A 15,625-nucleotide genomic window follows, 5' to 3' on the forward strand; every position below is an offset into this window, starting at 1 on the left:
CTCTTTTTAATAAGGAGAGGGAAGGGGGTGAGGTTTTTTTATGATGCTACTTGAATCCCATTCGTTATCAACCGGGTGACGAATAATTCTAAATCTGGATCGGGAATCTCTTTTCTCAAATTCAACTTTACTTGTTCTGCTTTCTCTTTAGATTCGCATAAAGCAAATACACTTGGGCCACTACCCGACATCATTGTTCCTAAAATGTCGTATTTCGCAAAGCTTTCTTTCAACTGCAATACTTGGGGATACTCCGGTAATACTACCTTCTCTAAATCGTTATGCATTTTCTGCGCGATTTGTTTCACATCTTGACGCAAAATTGCTTGAACTATTTCTCCCGAATTTACCGCACTCGCACGGGCTGCTAAACTTTCTTTATCCTTAATATAACTATCGCCAAACTCGGAGCGATAGGTATTATAAGCCCAAGCTGTGGAAACTTCTAAACTACGATACTTCGCCAATACTATATATATATCTCCCAAATCCGATAAAGAAGAAAGTACCTCACCACGACGAGTTGCGATCGCAGTTCCCCCTCCGATACAAAATGGTACATCAGAACCAATTTTCGCGGCTAGTTCTTCTAATTCTAATTTAGTTAATCCTAATTTCCACAATAAATTCATCCCTACCAACACTGCTGCTGCATCTGTTGAACCCCCTGCTAAACCTGCTGCTACGGGAATGCGTTTGTGAAGCGTTATATCTACACCCCCAAAAGTCGCAAAGCTATCGGGAAATTCTTGTGCCATTAAATCGGCAGCCCGGTAAGCTAAGTTACTTTTATCTACGGGAATCTGCTTATTGTCGCATCGCAACCGAATCGACTGTACACCGTTTGCTTCTAGGTCTATTTGGTCTGCAAGCTCAATACTTTGCAGTATCATTGCTAACTCATGATACCCATCAGCGCGATCGCCAATGATTTCCAAATATAAGTTAATTTTGGCTGGAGCAATTAAGGTGTAGCTACGCATCTTGATTTTCTAGTTCGTTGGCTAAGTTGACCCACTGCTTTACGCTCAATTCTTCGGCGCGAGCTTGGGGATTAACGCTTAACTTTTCCAATAATTGTGTCAGATTCTCGCGCTCTACTACCGATTGCAAATTATTTCGTAACATTTTGCGTTTTGCGCTAAATCCCACTTTGACTAAGGTTTCCAATCTACGGGGATTCTTCGCTAAAATTTCTCTCTCTCGTGGTATTAACCTGATGAGTGCAGAATCAACTTTTGGTGGGGGATAAAAAGCTATGGAAGGTACATTACAAATCATCTCGCAATCTGCTAGATATTGTACCCTTACCGATAATGCTCCAAATGCTGTTCTTCCAGGTTTTGCAACAATTCTTTCGGCAACTTCTTTCTGTACTAATAATACTATTGAATCGTAAGGTTGGGGATTCGGATTGCCAATCTTTCCTAACAACTTTTCGATAATAGGGCCGGTAATATTGTAAGGAATATTCGCTACTACTTTATTTTGATTTTGAAAGGTTGGAAAATCTTTAACTAAAGCTGGTAAATCTACATTTAAAAAGTCTTCATTCAACAATAAAAAATTTTCCTTCTCTCCCAACTTCTGAGCTAAGAACTTACATAAATCGTCGTCAATCTCCACAGCAACTAAAGATTTTACTTTTTCTAAAAGCTGATGAGTTAATATCCCTTTCCCAGGACCAATTTCTAATACTCTGTCCGAATTTTGTAAATCGGCAGCCTTGATAATACTATTCAAAGCCTTATCACTGCGTAACCAATGCTGAGCAAGGGACTTGCGCGGTCTCATTCTCCATATCTCCCTTCATTCATTATTTTTTAGATATCATTTCAAAGTCTATTCTTACTTTTACCTTACTTTTTATCGTTTGATATATAGTAATGCAGTACTAATAAGGTCAGGTTTTCATCTATCACTCGTCAGAGCAATAAGACTAATGTACTAACGGGTGAGATGAGAAAAAGTATTTGAAATACAGCTTAATTGTTAGTTTGATTAACGGGAATTTCGATGATAAATTCAGTTCCTTCTCCTGGGATAGAAAACAATGATAAATTGCCACCATGTTTATTTACCACAATTTGATAGCTAATAGATAGACCTAAACCAGTACCTTTTCCAACTTCTTTTGTGGTGAAGAAAGGGTCAAATAGTTTAGATTGAATTTGGGGAGGAATTCCGGAACCGTTATCGGAAAGATGAATTGCGACTCGGTTATTTTCGAGGAGTTTGGTGTGAATTTGGATTTGAGGGGTAGAAAGAGATTTTTGCGATTCTAAAGCATCGATCGCATTAGCAAGAATATTCATCAGCACCTGATTTAGCTGACTGGGGAAACAATCAATCGGGGGAAGAGGAGCATAATTTTTAACGATTTCGATTTCGGGGAAGTTGGGTTTTGCTTTAAGACGATTTTGGAGAATCATCAAGGTAGAATCAATACCTTCATGGATATCTACGGGTTTAAATTCAGCTTCATCGAGACGGGAAAAGTTGCGTAAGGATAAAACAATTTCTCGGATGCGTTGGGTACCTTGTTTCATGGAATTCAAGATTTTGATAAAGTCTTCTTTGAGGAATTCTAATTCAACGGTTTCGATTTCCTCTTGGATATCTTCAGGGGGATTGGGGTAATGCTGTTGGTAAAGTTCGAGTAATCCAAGTAAATCTTGAGCGTATTGAGTTGCGGGAGTTATATTTCCGTGGATAAAATTTACGGGATTATTGATTTCGTGAGCAACACCGGCTACCATTTGACCTAAAGAAGACATTTTTTCACTTTGAATAAGTTGAGCTTGAGTAGTTTTGAGTTCGTGTAGGGTATTTTGTAATTCGATTTCAGCTAATTTACGTTCGGTGATATCTGTAGCAACACCAAGAAATTGCGTTACTTTACCATCTTGGTTACGAGTGAAGACGGTATCTCGACTGTAAAACCAGCAATACTCACCATCAGCTTTTCTAACCCGATATTCCGACTCATTAATTTCACCATCTTCAGAAACAGCAATTTTTTGGAAACCAGATGCTACTTTTTCTAAATCTTCTGGATGAAGAGTATTAGCAAGAAGGTTGTTTCCCATCTCTTGGATTTCTTGACGAGAATAACCGAGAATTGCAGCTAATTCGTGATTCGTGTAAATATTTTGCTGTTTTTCTAAATCATAAATATAGATAGTGCTGGGGGAAGAGTCGGTAATTCGTTGAATAAAATGCTGTTTCGCTTGGATTTCCGCTTCAGCTCGTTTATGTTCTGTGATATCGCGGACGTTCGCTAAGATGATATCTTGAGAATTTAGGGTAACTTTATGTAAAAAGATTTCCACATCAAAGGTATAGTTATCGTGGGGTCGTTTAGCTTTCCACTCGAATAAATGGCGATAAGCGGAGCTTGATGCCTTCGGCATTACGCCATTTGTAACCTTTTCCCAAATTAATGGTAATTCCTCGACGGGGTTATCGGGACTAGAAAAATCAGCCGCGATCGACATTTGGGTAACTTCGTCACGATTTACTCCAAACATTAGGAGCATTTGTTCGTTGACATCTATAATATTTCCATCAAGGTCGTGAATAATTATCGCATCGCAAACGCTATCTAATAAAGTTCGGAGATTTTGTTCCGAGGAGCGAATAACTTCTTCTGCTTGTTTTCGTTCGGTAATTTCAAAAGTCGTTCCTACCAAGCGGTAAATTCTACCATTAACATCTTTGAGAGGATTTAAAGTTGTTAACCACCAGCTTGGGGTTTCATCAAAATTAAAACACTCTTCGTAAACTATAGTTTCAGATAATTCCACACACTCGATAAACTTTTGCTGTACTTGTTCTCCTAAAACTTCACCAAACACTTCAGATGGTTTTTTACCCATTAATTGCTCGCTGCTAATACCAATAGCACGTTCGCAAGCAGGATTACAACCAGCGAAACGAAGGACTTTATTTTCTAAAATATCAACAACAAAGATAGCGTGTTCCGAACCATCGTAAACGTTACGTAAAAACTGTTCTTGTTCCTGGAATTGAGCTTCTGCTAATTTACGCTGGGTAATATCAATTATGCAACCGTCCGAGAAAATCGCACCATCAGGTTGTTGTTCTAATCGAGAGAATCCTTGCAACCATTTTTCCTTCCCCGAAGGAGTAATTATGCGCCATTCGTATTCCCAATTTTTTAAAGTTGGGATAGAATCAGCCATCGATTGATTGAAACCAACAATATCCGAAGGATGGATCATACTCGTAAGAATATCTGGGTTTCGACGAATTTGTTCGGGTTCTAATTCAACAAGCTCGCGACAACCATCAGAAACATAAGATAAACGGACATCACCATGCGGGTGAAGTTGGTATTGATAGAGCATACCCGGAACATTAGCAGCAAGACGGTTCAATCGCGTTTCAGTTTCAACTGCTAATAAAGTTCTTTCCTCAACCCGACGTTCCAAATCTTTATTTAATTTCTTCAGTTCATATTCGGTTTCATGTGTTGCGATCGCACCACCCAAATTCATTGCAAAAGCTTGTAAAATCGACTTTTGTGCGTCCGACCATTGACGTAAAGTTGTATAATCTTCAAAGCCGATAAAACCCCACCATTTACCTTTTACTTGAATGGGGACAACAAATATCGAAGGACTTCCCTGGACTTGAGAATCATCTTCAACAGTAATAATAGATTTACCTTGAGAAAGCTGTTCGTACCACAAGGGTGAAAAGTCGTTATAAGAAAGCTTTTGTAACAGAGGAAAATCTTGTTCCGAATTCACCCCATCTTTCACCCATTCCCAACGCTGACTCAAAAATAATTCCTTCATTACCTTCGGGGAATGATTTTCAAAAATATATATTCTATCCACAGCAGTAGCTTTACCCAACTCAGCTAAAGCAGTATTAATAGACATATCGTAATTTGCGATCGTCAACAAGCAACTGGTAGCATTCTTCATCCCATCAAGCAAAGCTTCCATCGCTAAAACACGCTGACTAATATCAATTACACAACCATCCCAAACAACATCACCTCCCGGTTGAACTACAGGTTGAGAAACCCCATACAGCCACTTTTGTTTACCAGAAGGAGTAATAATTCGCCATTCCGACTCCCATTTTTGCAAACTTTGAGCCGATATCTTAATAGTTTCCTGAAACCGGAGAAAATCATCATCGTGAATCATCTCAAACAGCAACTGAGGATTTTGCTTCACCTCCGAGGGTTCCAACTCATAGAATTCCCAACATCTAGAAGAAACGTAAGGGAAAGACATCGTACCATCCTTCTTCAGTTGGAACTTGTAAATCATCCCCGGAACATTATCAGCAGCATATTGAAACTCAACCTCCTGCTGACATAACTTCTCCTCCAAATCGGAAACCCTTTCCCGAAGCTTCACCAACTCCACGAACAAAGACTCATAAATACCTTTATCAATAGTAATGAGATTGTTTCCCATAGTCTCATCAACCGTCACAGCGGCTTATTTTATATAAAATTCATACTTATAGTTCCCAAAAAGCACCTCCTTTACAACATCTTCTCGATCTAAATTTTAGGGAGTAGGGAATATTAAAATAATTCGTAATTCGTAATTCGTAATTCGTAATTCGTAATTGAGTTTTGCAACGGGGATTTTACCCCGACGCAAAACGTGCTGCTTGTAGAAGCAGGGGACTTTAACCCCCAAAGTTGGTTAAAAAATATTTGTAAAATAGCTCTCACAACTCGATTTTAGGTTTCATAGTCTCAAATTTCTCTTATTTTGACCTCTTATTCCTTCTTTCCTCAGCGTTCTCCGCGTCTCTGCGGTTTATAAAAAAATGTCGCGTGTGTGATGCGATGAAAAAATCTGAACGTAGTAATGTCACACACCACCCTCTTGACTTTGACAATATCGTAAGTCCTAATAGCATCACGCACCATTGTTATCTTAAGGAAATTAGAATAATTAAAATTATCTCTTTTTCCATGAAGATAATTGGTGCGTTAGACGAATTAAAATTATTTATTTTCTTATAATATAGTCGTGCGTCTAACACACCCTACAAGAATTTTATCCCCCATTCAACAACTCTCCCAAGCGATGCTTAATTAAAATCCCCTTCAAAGACTCATTTTCTGCCTTCAAACTTAAATTTTCTGCTTCCAACTCCTTAATCCTCTCCTTTAAAGCTTCCTTACTAGTTCCTTGTCGGTGAATAACCACCTCCTGATAAATTTGTAAATTAGTATCCTCACTCATCCATCGCTGGTAAGTCTTCGTATGCTCCTGTACCGTATGTCCCATATAATCAGCCATAGTCTTAATTGGTACCTGTAAACGATGTCCGCGAATTGCAAAAGCATGACGCAAATCGTAAGGCTTAAAACCGATACCAATATTCCTAAACTTAATATGAATCAAAGCCGTTTTATTACTAAGACTTCCCCCAGCTTGCGGAAATTTAATATTCTTTAAATCAAATAATTCGATCCAGTGAGGATACAAAGGAGGAATTCCACAGCTTCTTTCTCCCGTCTTCGTTCCTTCAGTCAAACTGGGATTTAAATAAACTAGATGAAACTTATTATTTGTATCAGTAAAAGCTTCTAAATCAATAGCAAACAATTCATGAGGTCTTAAACCATAAGTAGCCAACATACCATATAACCATTGCCACTGTTCCGGTTTAGTTACATCCTTACTAGCATGACTTGATAACGGCTCTCCAACAGTCGAAAAACCATTTACAACCTCCTCATCAGTAGGGATTTTACGTAGAGTAGGTTGCGGCAAAGGAGTTGCATAAGAATCAATAATCTTACTACCATTAAAGTCGCAAAACTGGCAAAACTTCTTTAATTGCCAAGCCAAATAAAACCGAGAATTACTATTAGCTCTAGTATTCTTCAAAGCAGATTCCAAAGCATCCTCAGTTAAAAATTCATCTTGAGGTAACTTCTTTAAATGTCGTAAATAATGACTTTCCCAAGTTTTGATACCTTGCCTATTTTTCTCGTGAGTCTTCCAAAACTCCTCCCTATAATCATTAATTAATTCCCCAATTGTTTTTACAGCACTTTCCACAGATATAGGTATCAACTTCTGCGCTTGTTTACCTAATAACTCCGCAGTCCATTGAAACTGCTTCGTCATCAACAGCAAATCCAAATTCCTAGCTTTTGCGATCGCAGCTTTTAAACCTACATCATTAGCAGCAAAACCCAACGAAATGGTATACTGTCTATTAGAACTGTTATTCTTACCAATATCTCCAGGTTTACAGGGAAAAGTACCTTGTAAAGCAATAGTTTTACCATTAGTTAATTTCAATTTAACTTTTACAGCATCTAAACTTAAAGCCAAATTAGCTTGAGTCACGCTATATTTTATCCGTAGATACTCGCGCTCCAACTTGATAAACTCATCTTTCGCTGACTGTTTAGCCTTCCACAACTTCCATTTACAAGGTTCCCATTTATCAATTAAGATACCTTCCCATTCGGCTTGACGCAGATTGTAATTACTATATTGATTACTAGACATCTTACTTATTACTACTATCTTTGACTAAAAGCTTAAGTGGTATTTACTTATTTAATTAGAAACTAAAACCTGAATATCCTTCTGCTTAAATTAACAAGAATTGTAAAAAATGATGGTTTCAACAGTAGATATAGTATAAATTCATATCTGATTTCAGTTAGCTTAGGTATACAAACGTAGCAAATTGTTTTAACTTATAGATTATTTATTCGCACAAGCAAGTAAAACTTCCTAAAATTGCAGCTTATTAACATTAAAAAATATAGCAGTATCAGCTATAAATTGATACATAATAGATCTAACTCACACTGAACTTATGAGAAATATTCAGGAGCTATAAGCCTTAATACTATGAACAAAATTATCCGTCAAAACAAAAAATATATATTCCCCTTAATGCTATCAGCAATCGCGATCGCGATCGGCAGTTGTGGTTCCAATCCCACATCTGATAACCCTGACAGTACAGAATCCCCCATAGCAAGCAGTCCATTACCCACCCCTAGCAGCGAAATCCAGACCCCCCAAATTGAAATTACTACTACCCCAACCCCAACCGTAAAAACAGCACCGCTTGGGACGCAAACACCCCCATCAGAAACCCCCAGTCAAAATAAAACCGCAAGCTCTAAAAATGTAGATATTACCCTATACACAAGCGACTCACAATGTCAAGAACTAGTGCCTAAAAAAGTATCCGTATCGGTAGACGAACCAGTAAAAGATGCAGTAGGTAGAATTATTACAGAAAAAGATACCGGAGACTTCAACATCTCCAACTATCGAGTTAACGTTAACAACGGAATTGCTACAGTAGATTTACGTCTATCACCCAACTCCCCACGACAGTTAACCTCACTTTCAAGTTGCGAACAATTTGCTTTATTTGGAAGTCTTCGTAAAACTCTAACAAGTAACCCCAAATGGAATATTAAAGACGTTCGCTTTACCGAAGCTGGTCAAGAAATCGTTTTATAATTTAGTAGGGTGCGTGATGCTTAAATAAATATTTAACACGTTCATAATATTTATAGCGTCATGCACCGTTTTTAACTAATAAGTAATACAGAAGATTTTCAAAAATTCGATATTTTGAGTAAGTGAAAATTAACCACAAAGCACTAATAATATAATCAGTGCATTAAACCTATTTAAATACTCCGTTAAATCAATATATAGTCTTACGTATAACAAACCCTACAAGAATTTATTATTTCTAACTTTTATTAATTTCTAACTCTTTTGTGCAAGCCACTTTTCCACCAATTCAGCCATAATATCACTCATTTGACGCTCATCAGCAGCAGCAGCCAACTTCAAATTACGATGCAATTTTTTCGGTAAATAAACAGTAGTACGAACATAACCAGGGTCAGTACTTTTACTTTTAAAAGTAACCTTTTCCTCATCTAATTGCGGCTGATCTCTTGTTTGACGAGAACGAGCAGCATCAATTAATTCATCAAAACGACTACTTTTCTTCTTATTCAAGATAAAATCTCCTTACCAACATCAGCATAACATCGCCATGCAACTTGCGCGTAAGGGTCATTCACAGCATTAACTGGTACTCCTTCTAAAGCTGCTCTTTGAAACACCGCAAGTCGCTTTATTACTGCTTTAAAAATAGGTAGTTTAGCATTTTTTAACGCCAACTTAACCTCTTTTCCTGACTTATTTGGACTTGGAGGAACAATAGTCAGCAAAATTCGATAATTAGCCTTTAATTTATCAAGTAATTCAACCATCTGCATAGTAGCAGCTAAAGCAATAGCATCTGGGGTTGTCGGTACAATTACTAAATCGCATCCACAAGCAATACTTTTCAACTCCTTAAAACTTGGTTTAGTCGGAGTATCAATTACTATATGTTCGTACAAAGCAGCCAAAGTAATCCCATCATCCTCCGAGGCAACTTTAAAGGGTAAACTACCCCGATTAGACCAGTCTAATGCACTGCGGTTAAGGTCTCCGTCTACCAACAAAGTATCAGCCTTTGCTTGCAGGTATGTCGCAACGTGTAACGCAGTTACAGACTTACCTACACCCCCTTTAAAAGCTGCCACAGTAATAATCATCTGTTCCCCTTTATAAAAACTTATACCTTAAAAATTTTACATCATACACTTAAATGTTTAGACATCCAAACATCTTTTAAACATTTAGATGTTCAGCTTGTTAAACATTTGGATGTTTAACATACCAAATAAATAGTATGTGTACTAAATATGCACGATAAAACTATATATAAAATATTTATACGCGAAGTAATGATCAAGAAAAATACCTTTAAAAAGTCAACGCAGCATACTCAAATCGAAGGTAAATCAGAAAAAAGAATAAGACTAAAAACCATAAAAAGAGTAGATAGACACGCTACCTAACATCAACTACAATCTGACTGATAGAAGTAATACTTATTGCATTATTAGCTATTGTATGCTATGAAAAAATTCTCTGTCATCTAGTTGATAGCAGCAGTATCCTATAGAGATAGGAACATATAAAAGTAAAAGGTAAAGAATATGGATGTAAAGCTAATTCTAGTAGTACTAACAGTCGTTTTTACATTGTCATGTTTGATTTTTGGTACCAAGAATGGTTTTTATGATTCAGAAAACTATCACGGTAACGGTTCCGCACATTAAAAACGCGACGCTTATTTAAATAGTAGATGGAGAGGAATTTGATATTACTTTCTCTCCTCTTTCTGCAAAAATAATACGGGGGGAATATATGAGCGAAGGCTATTCAATAGCCTCTCTTGATGAAGGGGGAAGCCAAAGCGAATTAGAATGCTTTACTTATGGTGTCCATCAAGATGATGAAGGTATGTGTCTATTGGTGCGAATGGGACCCCATCGCATCATGCTGGACTGTGGGTTGGCAGATATTTCACCCTTAACAAAAGGGTTGAAAAAGTCCGCACGTCCGGAAAATACTCCCTTACCAGCCGACATCGTACTAATAACTCACGCTCATCCAGACCATGCAAGAGGATTGTTAGCATTACATCAAGCATTTCCCCTTATTCCAATTTATGCTAGCGTCGTCACCTGTAAATTACTACCGTTAAATTGGTTAGATCGAAAACCAGAAGAAACCTCTTCATTTTTTCAAGCATTAGAACTACGTACAGTCATAGAGCTTAAAGAAAATCTCACAGTTGAATTTTTTCCTTGCGGACATTTACCCGGTGCAGTCGCAATTTTACTCACCTATACAACTACCCAACGTTCTTATAAATTGCTGTATACGGGAGACTTTTTCCTATCCAACTCGCGGTTGGTAGAAGGCTTTCGCTTAGAAGAATTACGCGGAATCGAACTAGATGTTTTAATTGTAGAAGGAAGCTACGGTACCGCTCGTCATCCCCATCGTCGCAATCAAGAAAATCAACTAGCAGAAAGAATTAATCGCGCGATCGCAGAAGGTTCATCAGTGTTAATGCCTACGCCCCTTCTAGGTTTAGGTCAAGAATTACTCATGCTTCTCCGCAGTCATCATCACTTTACCGGCAGGGATATAGATATTTGGGTAGATGGAAATATTGCTGCGGGATGTGACGCTTATTTAGAACTACTGCCTCATCTTCCCGCTTCAGTTCAGAATTTTGCCCGTCATCAACCGTTATTTTGGGATGAGCGAGTGCGTCCCCGCGTCCGTCGTTTAGAAGATTCCACAATAAGTAATCTTAATAATTCTCCCTGTATCATTCTTACCGACTCCAAAACCGATCTAACAAAATATTACCGATCGCTGTCCCGTTCTTGGTTAATATTACAGCCAGAAAAAACCGACATTCGAGCAGAACATCATCCCGAATTAGGAACCGTAGAAAGCTACCTGTTAGCACAGCATAGCGATGGTCCGGGTACCACCCAATTAATTCACAACTTGCGACCCCAACACGTAGTTTTCGTCCACGGTTCACCCGCTTATCTAGCAGATTTAACGGGTTTAGAAGAATTGCAAAATCGCTATCACGTCCATTCTCCCGAAACTCAAACCTTAGTTCAACTTCCCATCGGGGACACATTTTTACAACCAGCAGCCCCAGATACCAATTATGCAGGAGAACTTACTCAACTAGAAAAAGCAATCCTGATTACACTCACTGATAGTATTACCAAAGACCCCCGCTGGCAAGAATTCGCCGACACCGGCTTAATAGAAGTACGCTGGCAAGGAGAAGAACTTGTATTGCGGGGATTATCTCAAAGAGAACTACTCAACCAAAATAGCGATCGCAATATTTGGTCATCGTTAAATTGCTGCGGAACCTGTAAACATCAAAGGGGACAACGGTGTTGGAATCCCGCGTCCCCTTTGTATAACTTTAAAGTAACGCTAGTTGGTTACTGTCCAGCCTTTGAAAGTGAAGAATGAGTAACTAAAGACAGCTTACTCAGGATTAGAGTCAGTAGACGGATTGTGAATACGTTCAGCCTCCGGACAATCCTCAGTTAACAAAGGTTCAACATTACCTCGCGGAACCGAAGCAAGTTTTTGAGTTACAGCACCAATACTTTCCAGACGAACCATCTCTTCCCAAGAACAAATTTCATCTTCCTCTTCAGTCTCATAGCGCAGGGTGACTAAATCTCCCTCGATATCTATAATGCGAGCTCGTTCAATCCAGCGTTGCTGGTCTCGCAAAAAAATACATATCTCCCGCGCATCACAGCATAGTTGATAAATCTTGCGGTGTAGCATTAGTGCGCTTCTACCTTTTTCTCAACGTAATAAAATCTTTCAAAATTTGGGATTGACCCAATGAATAACCAGAATGACTATAGTGCGGTATTATAACCCAAATCGGCATGATTAACTGAATTTTGGGTTTAATAAGATTATTTGGCTCGCCGCACTAAAAAAATAAACTCACAATTAGTTATTCAAGGAATATTTGCTTCATAGAAATGAAATAGCTTGGAATTTTCACCGACCAGATAAAATATCGCTGATAAGTCATTTCTATCATTATGAATTAAATGATACTCCAAAGCAAGTGAATATTGCGGTTGTCTAATTTGCCTACTTGTAATCATTGGCATTGCTGGGAGTAGGTGGTGCGGACTGCAATTAACCCACCTCTATGTTATGGATCTTAACTCAATATTCGCCGAGTTCACCTGCTTATCGAACAATAACATTAACTTTTATTTATCAGATAATATTTTATAGCAGATTGTAGCTTGCTCTGGACATGATTATAATTATTATTTTTGCGCGAGAAATTCCATAGAGATATTTGAAGAAGCTTCCCGCTTAACTAGACCTACACGAACAGCATCGCACAGTCGCTTTAATGCAGCCACATCTTCAGGCTGATATATTCTGGTAGCTAGCATCTGATGCAGCAACCCTTCGGACTCAACGCTTAAATATCCGGTTTGAAAAGCAGATTGAACAAGTGCGCGAATCATTATTAATTAAAGTTAGGTTAGCATTTCATCATCTATTATTCTGAAACAGCCACTAATCTTTTTAAGTGATTTTATTCATGAATTTTAGTGATTAAAGTCACAGCTACCTACTAAGCATAAATTTCGCTCCAAAACTCTCAAGTCTATCTATATCAGAATAAACACTACTATGAAAATTTGCATTTTAATAAAAAAATACTTGAGTTAAAGTTTTATTGAATACTAAATATCTATTTGACGCTTAAATTTCAAGTATAATTTAAAATACTTTCTCGTGCGGAAGTACGTAGAATAAATTACAAGAAAAATCGGCGAAAATCCTCATCTTTATCGCTTAAACATACAAAAGTTAGATTAAAAGTAGCGAACTTAAGCGCTAAAGCCTCGCAAGCAGGACGTTCGGTAGCGTAATGTCCAGCATCAACCAAAATAATTCCAGCGTCGCGGCTTTCTTGAAACTGATGAAACTTGCAGTCAGAAGTTAAATACACCTTCGCACCAGTTTTACTTACCGACTGAATAAAACTAGCTCCGGAACCCCCTAAGACTGCCACTTTGTCAACAGACATTTCTAAATCCGCATTAGGAGAAAAAAGTAAATTAGGTGGTTTGAGTAAAGTTTGAATTTTTGTAAGTAGTTCCCGCAAAGTTAAGCTAGAGTTAAGACAACCAACACGTCCATATCCCAAACCCGGTTGAGTGTTTACTATCGGAGACACTTCTTTAAGATTTAAAAGTTGTGCTAGAACATCCGCAGTACCATCATTTACCTGGTCAAAATTAGTATGAGCGCTGTAGATACCAATATGATGAATAAACGCTAAACGTACCATTTCCCCAATTGCATCACCAGTACGCAGCGACTTAGGGGGAGAAAAAATCAAAGGATGATGAGCAAAAATTAGATTAACCGGATTACCCGCATTTTTTAAGTTGATAGCTTCCTGCATCACAGCCAAAGTAGGAGTTAAACATACCAAAACCCCAGCATCTTCGTTTAATACTCCCGGCTCCACCTGCCAACCGCAATTATCCCATTTTTCTTGCCATGCAGGATTAGCCCATTTCTCAAACCAAGTAATTAAATCAGTAATTTTCATTCAAGTTTTAAAAATTTGTTAAGTATTAATAATATAGGGAGTAGGGAGTGATCTATTACACCATTGTATTGGATAAAAAAATGGGTTTTTGATTCTTGATCGAACATTAATTATTTGGTTCTTCAGTACATAGTATGTTAAATATCTGACTAAAAACTCTTCCATCCTTACTATATAAAGACAATTGGATTTATTTTTAAATCGATATAAAGCAATAAATATTGCGTCTTATTACTACTCCCAATTACCAATTCCCCATTCCCAATTCCCTACTCCCCAGAAACATGAACAACTAACTCTCTATTATGATTCCGCTGACGATGCTCCCAAATATAAATTCCTTGCCAAGTTCCTAGTACCAAATGTCCGCGATTAATTGGAATATGTTCGGAAGTATGAGTAATCGCAGTACGGATATGAGCAGGCATATCATCAGCACCTTCATCATCGTGAATGTATTTTGCCGACTCAGGGACTAGTTTAGCCATAAAATTAGCCAAATCTAATAATACATTGGGATCGGCATTTTCTTGAATTAATAAACTAGCAGAAGTGTGACGTAAAAACAAAGTACAAAGTCCAGTTTCAACTTTCGATTCAGCAACTATTGCTTCAATCTGATGAGTAATATTGTACAAAGATTTACCAACTGTAGAAACTCGAAGTAATTTTTGATAGTGAGACATCTTGCAGTATGTGATGATTTTATTTTTCAAGTAACTAGTGAATATACGTAAGTATAAATAGAGAAAGTAGCATTACCTAGGGGGAATTGCTGTTGTTTGCTCGAAACTCGGTAGTTAGACTAAGTAGCATCTGAAAGAGTTGCTCTGCACAGTTTTGGAATTTCTAAGGTCATTAGGGACATCTTTTTTTCTCAACCAAATATTTTCAGGGTGCTATAATTTTCTTGTTCGAGACCGTATTTAAATATTATAGGAACTATTAGTGCTTGAAAATCGCCCAGAGAGTGTGATACTTCAAGGTAGTTTCTGTTGAAAAATTTATAATGTCCAACTATATAAAACGTCGCGATCGCAAAAAGCTGAAGAAAAATCCCGCCGGTATCCTATTAGTAATTGTAATTTGGAGTTTAGCTATGGGTTGGCTTCTAGCCCTAGCCACCAACGTCCACGCAGCCGTTCCCGCTTCAGAAATCGGTACGGTTGATGTAATCCCCGCACAATACGAAATGGGGCAAAAGCTTTATTTAGAAAATTGTTCTAGCTGTCACATAGCCGTGCCACCATCCGTATTACCAACTCAAACCTGGAAAAATCTACTACAAGATGAGCAACATTACGGTGCAAGATTAAAACCTTTAGTAGACCCAACAAGAATGTTAGTGTGGCGCTACTTATCAACCTTCTCCCGTCCCCACAAACAAGAAGAAACAACACCTTATAGAGTCAACAAATCGCGATTTTTCAACGCTTTACACCCCCAAGTAGAATTACAGCGTCCCGTACAGCTAGGAAGTTGCGTAAGTTGTCATCCAAGTGCTATAGAATACAACTTCCGGCAGTAACAGGTTAAAGGTCAAAGGTCAAAGGTAAGAATTTATAAC

Annotated in this window: 13 protein-coding genes; 3 read left to right on the plus strand and 10 right to left on the minus strand. The window is 37.9% G+C overall.

Going from position 1 to position 15,625, the window contains the following annotated elements; all coding sequences use genetic code 11:
* Positions 1–38: 38 nt before the first annotated feature.
* The 4 genes from ispE to VB797_RS01540 form a co-directional block, all read right to left on the minus strand.
* Positions 39–983: a 4-(cytidine 5'-diphospho)-2-C-methyl-D-erythritol kinase gene (gene ispE / locus VB797_RS01525; RefSeq protein WP_323235858.1), complete on the minus strand. Its 945-nt coding sequence runs from the start codon at positions 981–983 to the stop codon at positions 39–41.
* Positions 976–1,794 (minus strand): 16S rRNA (adenine(1518)-N(6)/adenine(1519)-N(6))-dimethyltransferase RsmA, encoded by an 819-nt coding sequence (gene rsmA / locus VB797_RS01530; protein WP_323235859.1) that lies wholly within the window; start codon positions 1,792–1,794, stop codon positions 976–978. Before rsmA ends, ispE begins: the two co-directional genes overlap by 8 nt.
* Positions 1,795–1,985: 191 nt before the next feature.
* Positions 1,986–5,459 (minus strand): PAS domain S-box protein, encoded by a 3,474-nt coding sequence (locus VB797_RS01535; RefSeq protein WP_323235860.1) that lies wholly within the window; start codon positions 5,457–5,459, stop codon positions 1,986–1,988.
* 597 nt (positions 5,460–6,056) lie between these two features.
* Positions 6,057–7,529, minus strand: a complete 1,473-nt coding sequence (locus tag VB797_RS01540; RefSeq protein WP_323235861.1) for an integrase — start codon at positions 7,527–7,529, stop codon at positions 6,057–6,059.
* A gap of 351 nt (positions 7,530–7,880) precedes the next feature.
* On the opposite strand from VB797_RS01540, the gene VB797_RS01545 reads away from it, so the two are divergent.
* The gene (locus VB797_RS01545; protein ID WP_323235862.1) at positions 7,881–8,507 is read left to right on the plus strand and encodes a sporulation/spore germination protein; all 627 of its coding nucleotides are present in this window, start codon (positions 7,881–7,883) and stop codon (positions 8,505–8,507) included.
* Positions 8,508–8,762: 255 nt separating this feature from the next.
* On the opposite strand, the gene VB797_RS01550 is transcribed toward VB797_RS01545, so the two are convergent.
* Both VB797_RS01550 and VB797_RS01555 read right to left on the minus strand, forming a co-directional pair.
* The gene (locus VB797_RS01550; protein WP_323235996.1) at positions 8,763–9,023 is read right to left on the minus strand and encodes a CopG family transcriptional regulator; all 261 of its coding nucleotides are present in this window, start codon (positions 9,021–9,023) and stop codon (positions 8,763–8,765) included.
* Positions 9,017–9,607, minus strand: coding sequence for a ParA family protein (locus tag VB797_RS01555; RefSeq protein WP_323235863.1), 591 nt, complete (start codon positions 9,605–9,607; stop codon positions 9,017–9,019). Before VB797_RS01555 ends, VB797_RS01550 begins: the two co-directional genes overlap by 7 nt.
* A 658-nt stretch (positions 9,608–10,265) precedes the next feature.
* Between VB797_RS01555 and VB797_RS01560 the strand changes: the two genes are divergently transcribed.
* Positions 10,266–11,918 (plus strand): MBL fold metallo-hydrolase, encoded by a 1,653-nt coding sequence (locus VB797_RS01560; RefSeq protein ID WP_323235864.1) that lies wholly within the window; start codon positions 10,266–10,268, stop codon positions 11,916–11,918.
* 15 nt (positions 11,919–11,933) lie between these two features.
* On the opposite strand, the gene VB797_RS01565 is transcribed toward VB797_RS01560, so the two are convergent.
* From VB797_RS01565 to VB797_RS01580, 4 genes are all read right to left on the minus strand, one after another.
* The gene (locus tag VB797_RS01565; RefSeq protein WP_323235865.1) at positions 11,934–12,245 is read right to left on the minus strand and encodes a DUF6679 family protein; all 312 of its coding nucleotides are present in this window, start codon (positions 12,243–12,245) and stop codon (positions 11,934–11,936) included.
* Positions 12,246–12,751: 506 nt separating this feature from the next.
* Entirely contained in the window at positions 12,752–12,958 is a 207-nt protein-coding gene (locus VB797_RS01570; protein ID WP_323235866.1) for a hypothetical protein, read from the minus strand.
* A 296-nt stretch (positions 12,959–13,254) separates the two neighbouring features.
* Positions 13,255–14,058, minus strand: a complete 804-nt coding sequence (locus VB797_RS01575; protein ID WP_323235867.1) for a Nif3-like dinuclear metal center hexameric protein — start codon at positions 14,056–14,058, stop codon at positions 13,255–13,257.
* Between the two features lie 269 nt (positions 14,059–14,327).
* Positions 14,328–14,744 (minus strand): secondary thiamine-phosphate synthase enzyme YjbQ, encoded by a 417-nt coding sequence (locus VB797_RS01580; protein ID WP_323235868.1) that lies wholly within the window; start codon positions 14,742–14,744, stop codon positions 14,328–14,330.
* Between the two features lie 323 nt (positions 14,745–15,067).
* Here VB797_RS01580 and VB797_RS01585 point away from each other — a divergent pair, with 323 nt between their 5' ends.
* A complete protein-coding gene (locus VB797_RS01585; RefSeq protein WP_323235869.1) occupies positions 15,068–15,586 on the plus strand; it encodes a cytochrome C in 519 nt (172 codons plus the stop codon).
* The last annotated feature ends 39 nt before the right edge of the window (positions 15,587–15,625 follow it).

Source organism: Rivularia sp. UHCC 0363, from assembly GCF_034931125.1.
Taxonomy (GTDB): domain Bacteria; phylum Cyanobacteriota; class Cyanobacteriia; order Cyanobacteriales; family Nostocaceae; genus Rivularia.

Bases quoted from the DNA above. Each gene is read 5' to 3' on its own strand.
- VB797_RS01540 (WP_323235861.1), bottom strand. From the start codon at position 7,529: ATGTCTAGTAATCAATATAGTAATTACAATCTGCGTCAAGCCGAATGG.
- VB797_RS01570 (WP_323235866.1), bottom strand. From the start codon at position 12,958: ATGATTCGCGCACTTGTTCAATCTGCTTTTCAAACCGGATATTTAAGC.
- VB797_RS01555 (WP_323235863.1), bottom strand. From the start codon at position 9,607: ATGATTATTACTGTGGCAGCTTTTAAAGGGGGTGTAGGTAAGTCTGTA.
- VB797_RS01585 (WP_323235869.1), top strand. From the start codon at position 15,068: ATGTCCAACTATATAAAACGTCGCGATCGCAAAAAGCTGAAGAAAAAT.
- rsmA (WP_323235859.1), bottom strand. From the start codon at position 1,794: ATGAGACCGCGCAAGTCCCTTGCTCAGCATTGGTTACGCAGTGATAAG.
- ispE (WP_323235858.1), bottom strand. From the start codon at position 983: ATGCGTAGCTACACCTTAATTGCTCCAGCCAAAATTAACTTATATTTG.
- VB797_RS01560 (WP_323235864.1), top strand. From the start codon at position 10,266: ATGAGCGAAGGCTATTCAATAGCCTCTCTTGATGAAGGGGGAAGCCAA.
- VB797_RS01535 (WP_323235860.1), bottom strand. From the start codon at position 5,459: ATGGGAAACAATCTCATTACTATTGATAAAGGTATTTATGAGTCTTTG.
- VB797_RS01565 (WP_323235865.1), bottom strand. From the start codon at position 12,245: ATGCTACACCGCAAGATTTATCAACTATGCTGTGATGCGCGGGAGATA.
- VB797_RS01545 (WP_323235862.1), top strand. From the start codon at position 7,881: ATGAACAAAATTATCCGTCAAAACAAAAAATATATATTCCCCTTAATG.
- VB797_RS01580 (WP_323235868.1), bottom strand. From the start codon at position 14,744: ATGTCTCACTATCAAAAATTACTTCGAGTTTCTACAGTTGGTAAATCT.
- VB797_RS01575 (WP_323235867.1), bottom strand. From the start codon at position 14,058: ATGAAAATTACTGATTTAATTACTTGGTTTGAGAAATGGGCTAATCCT.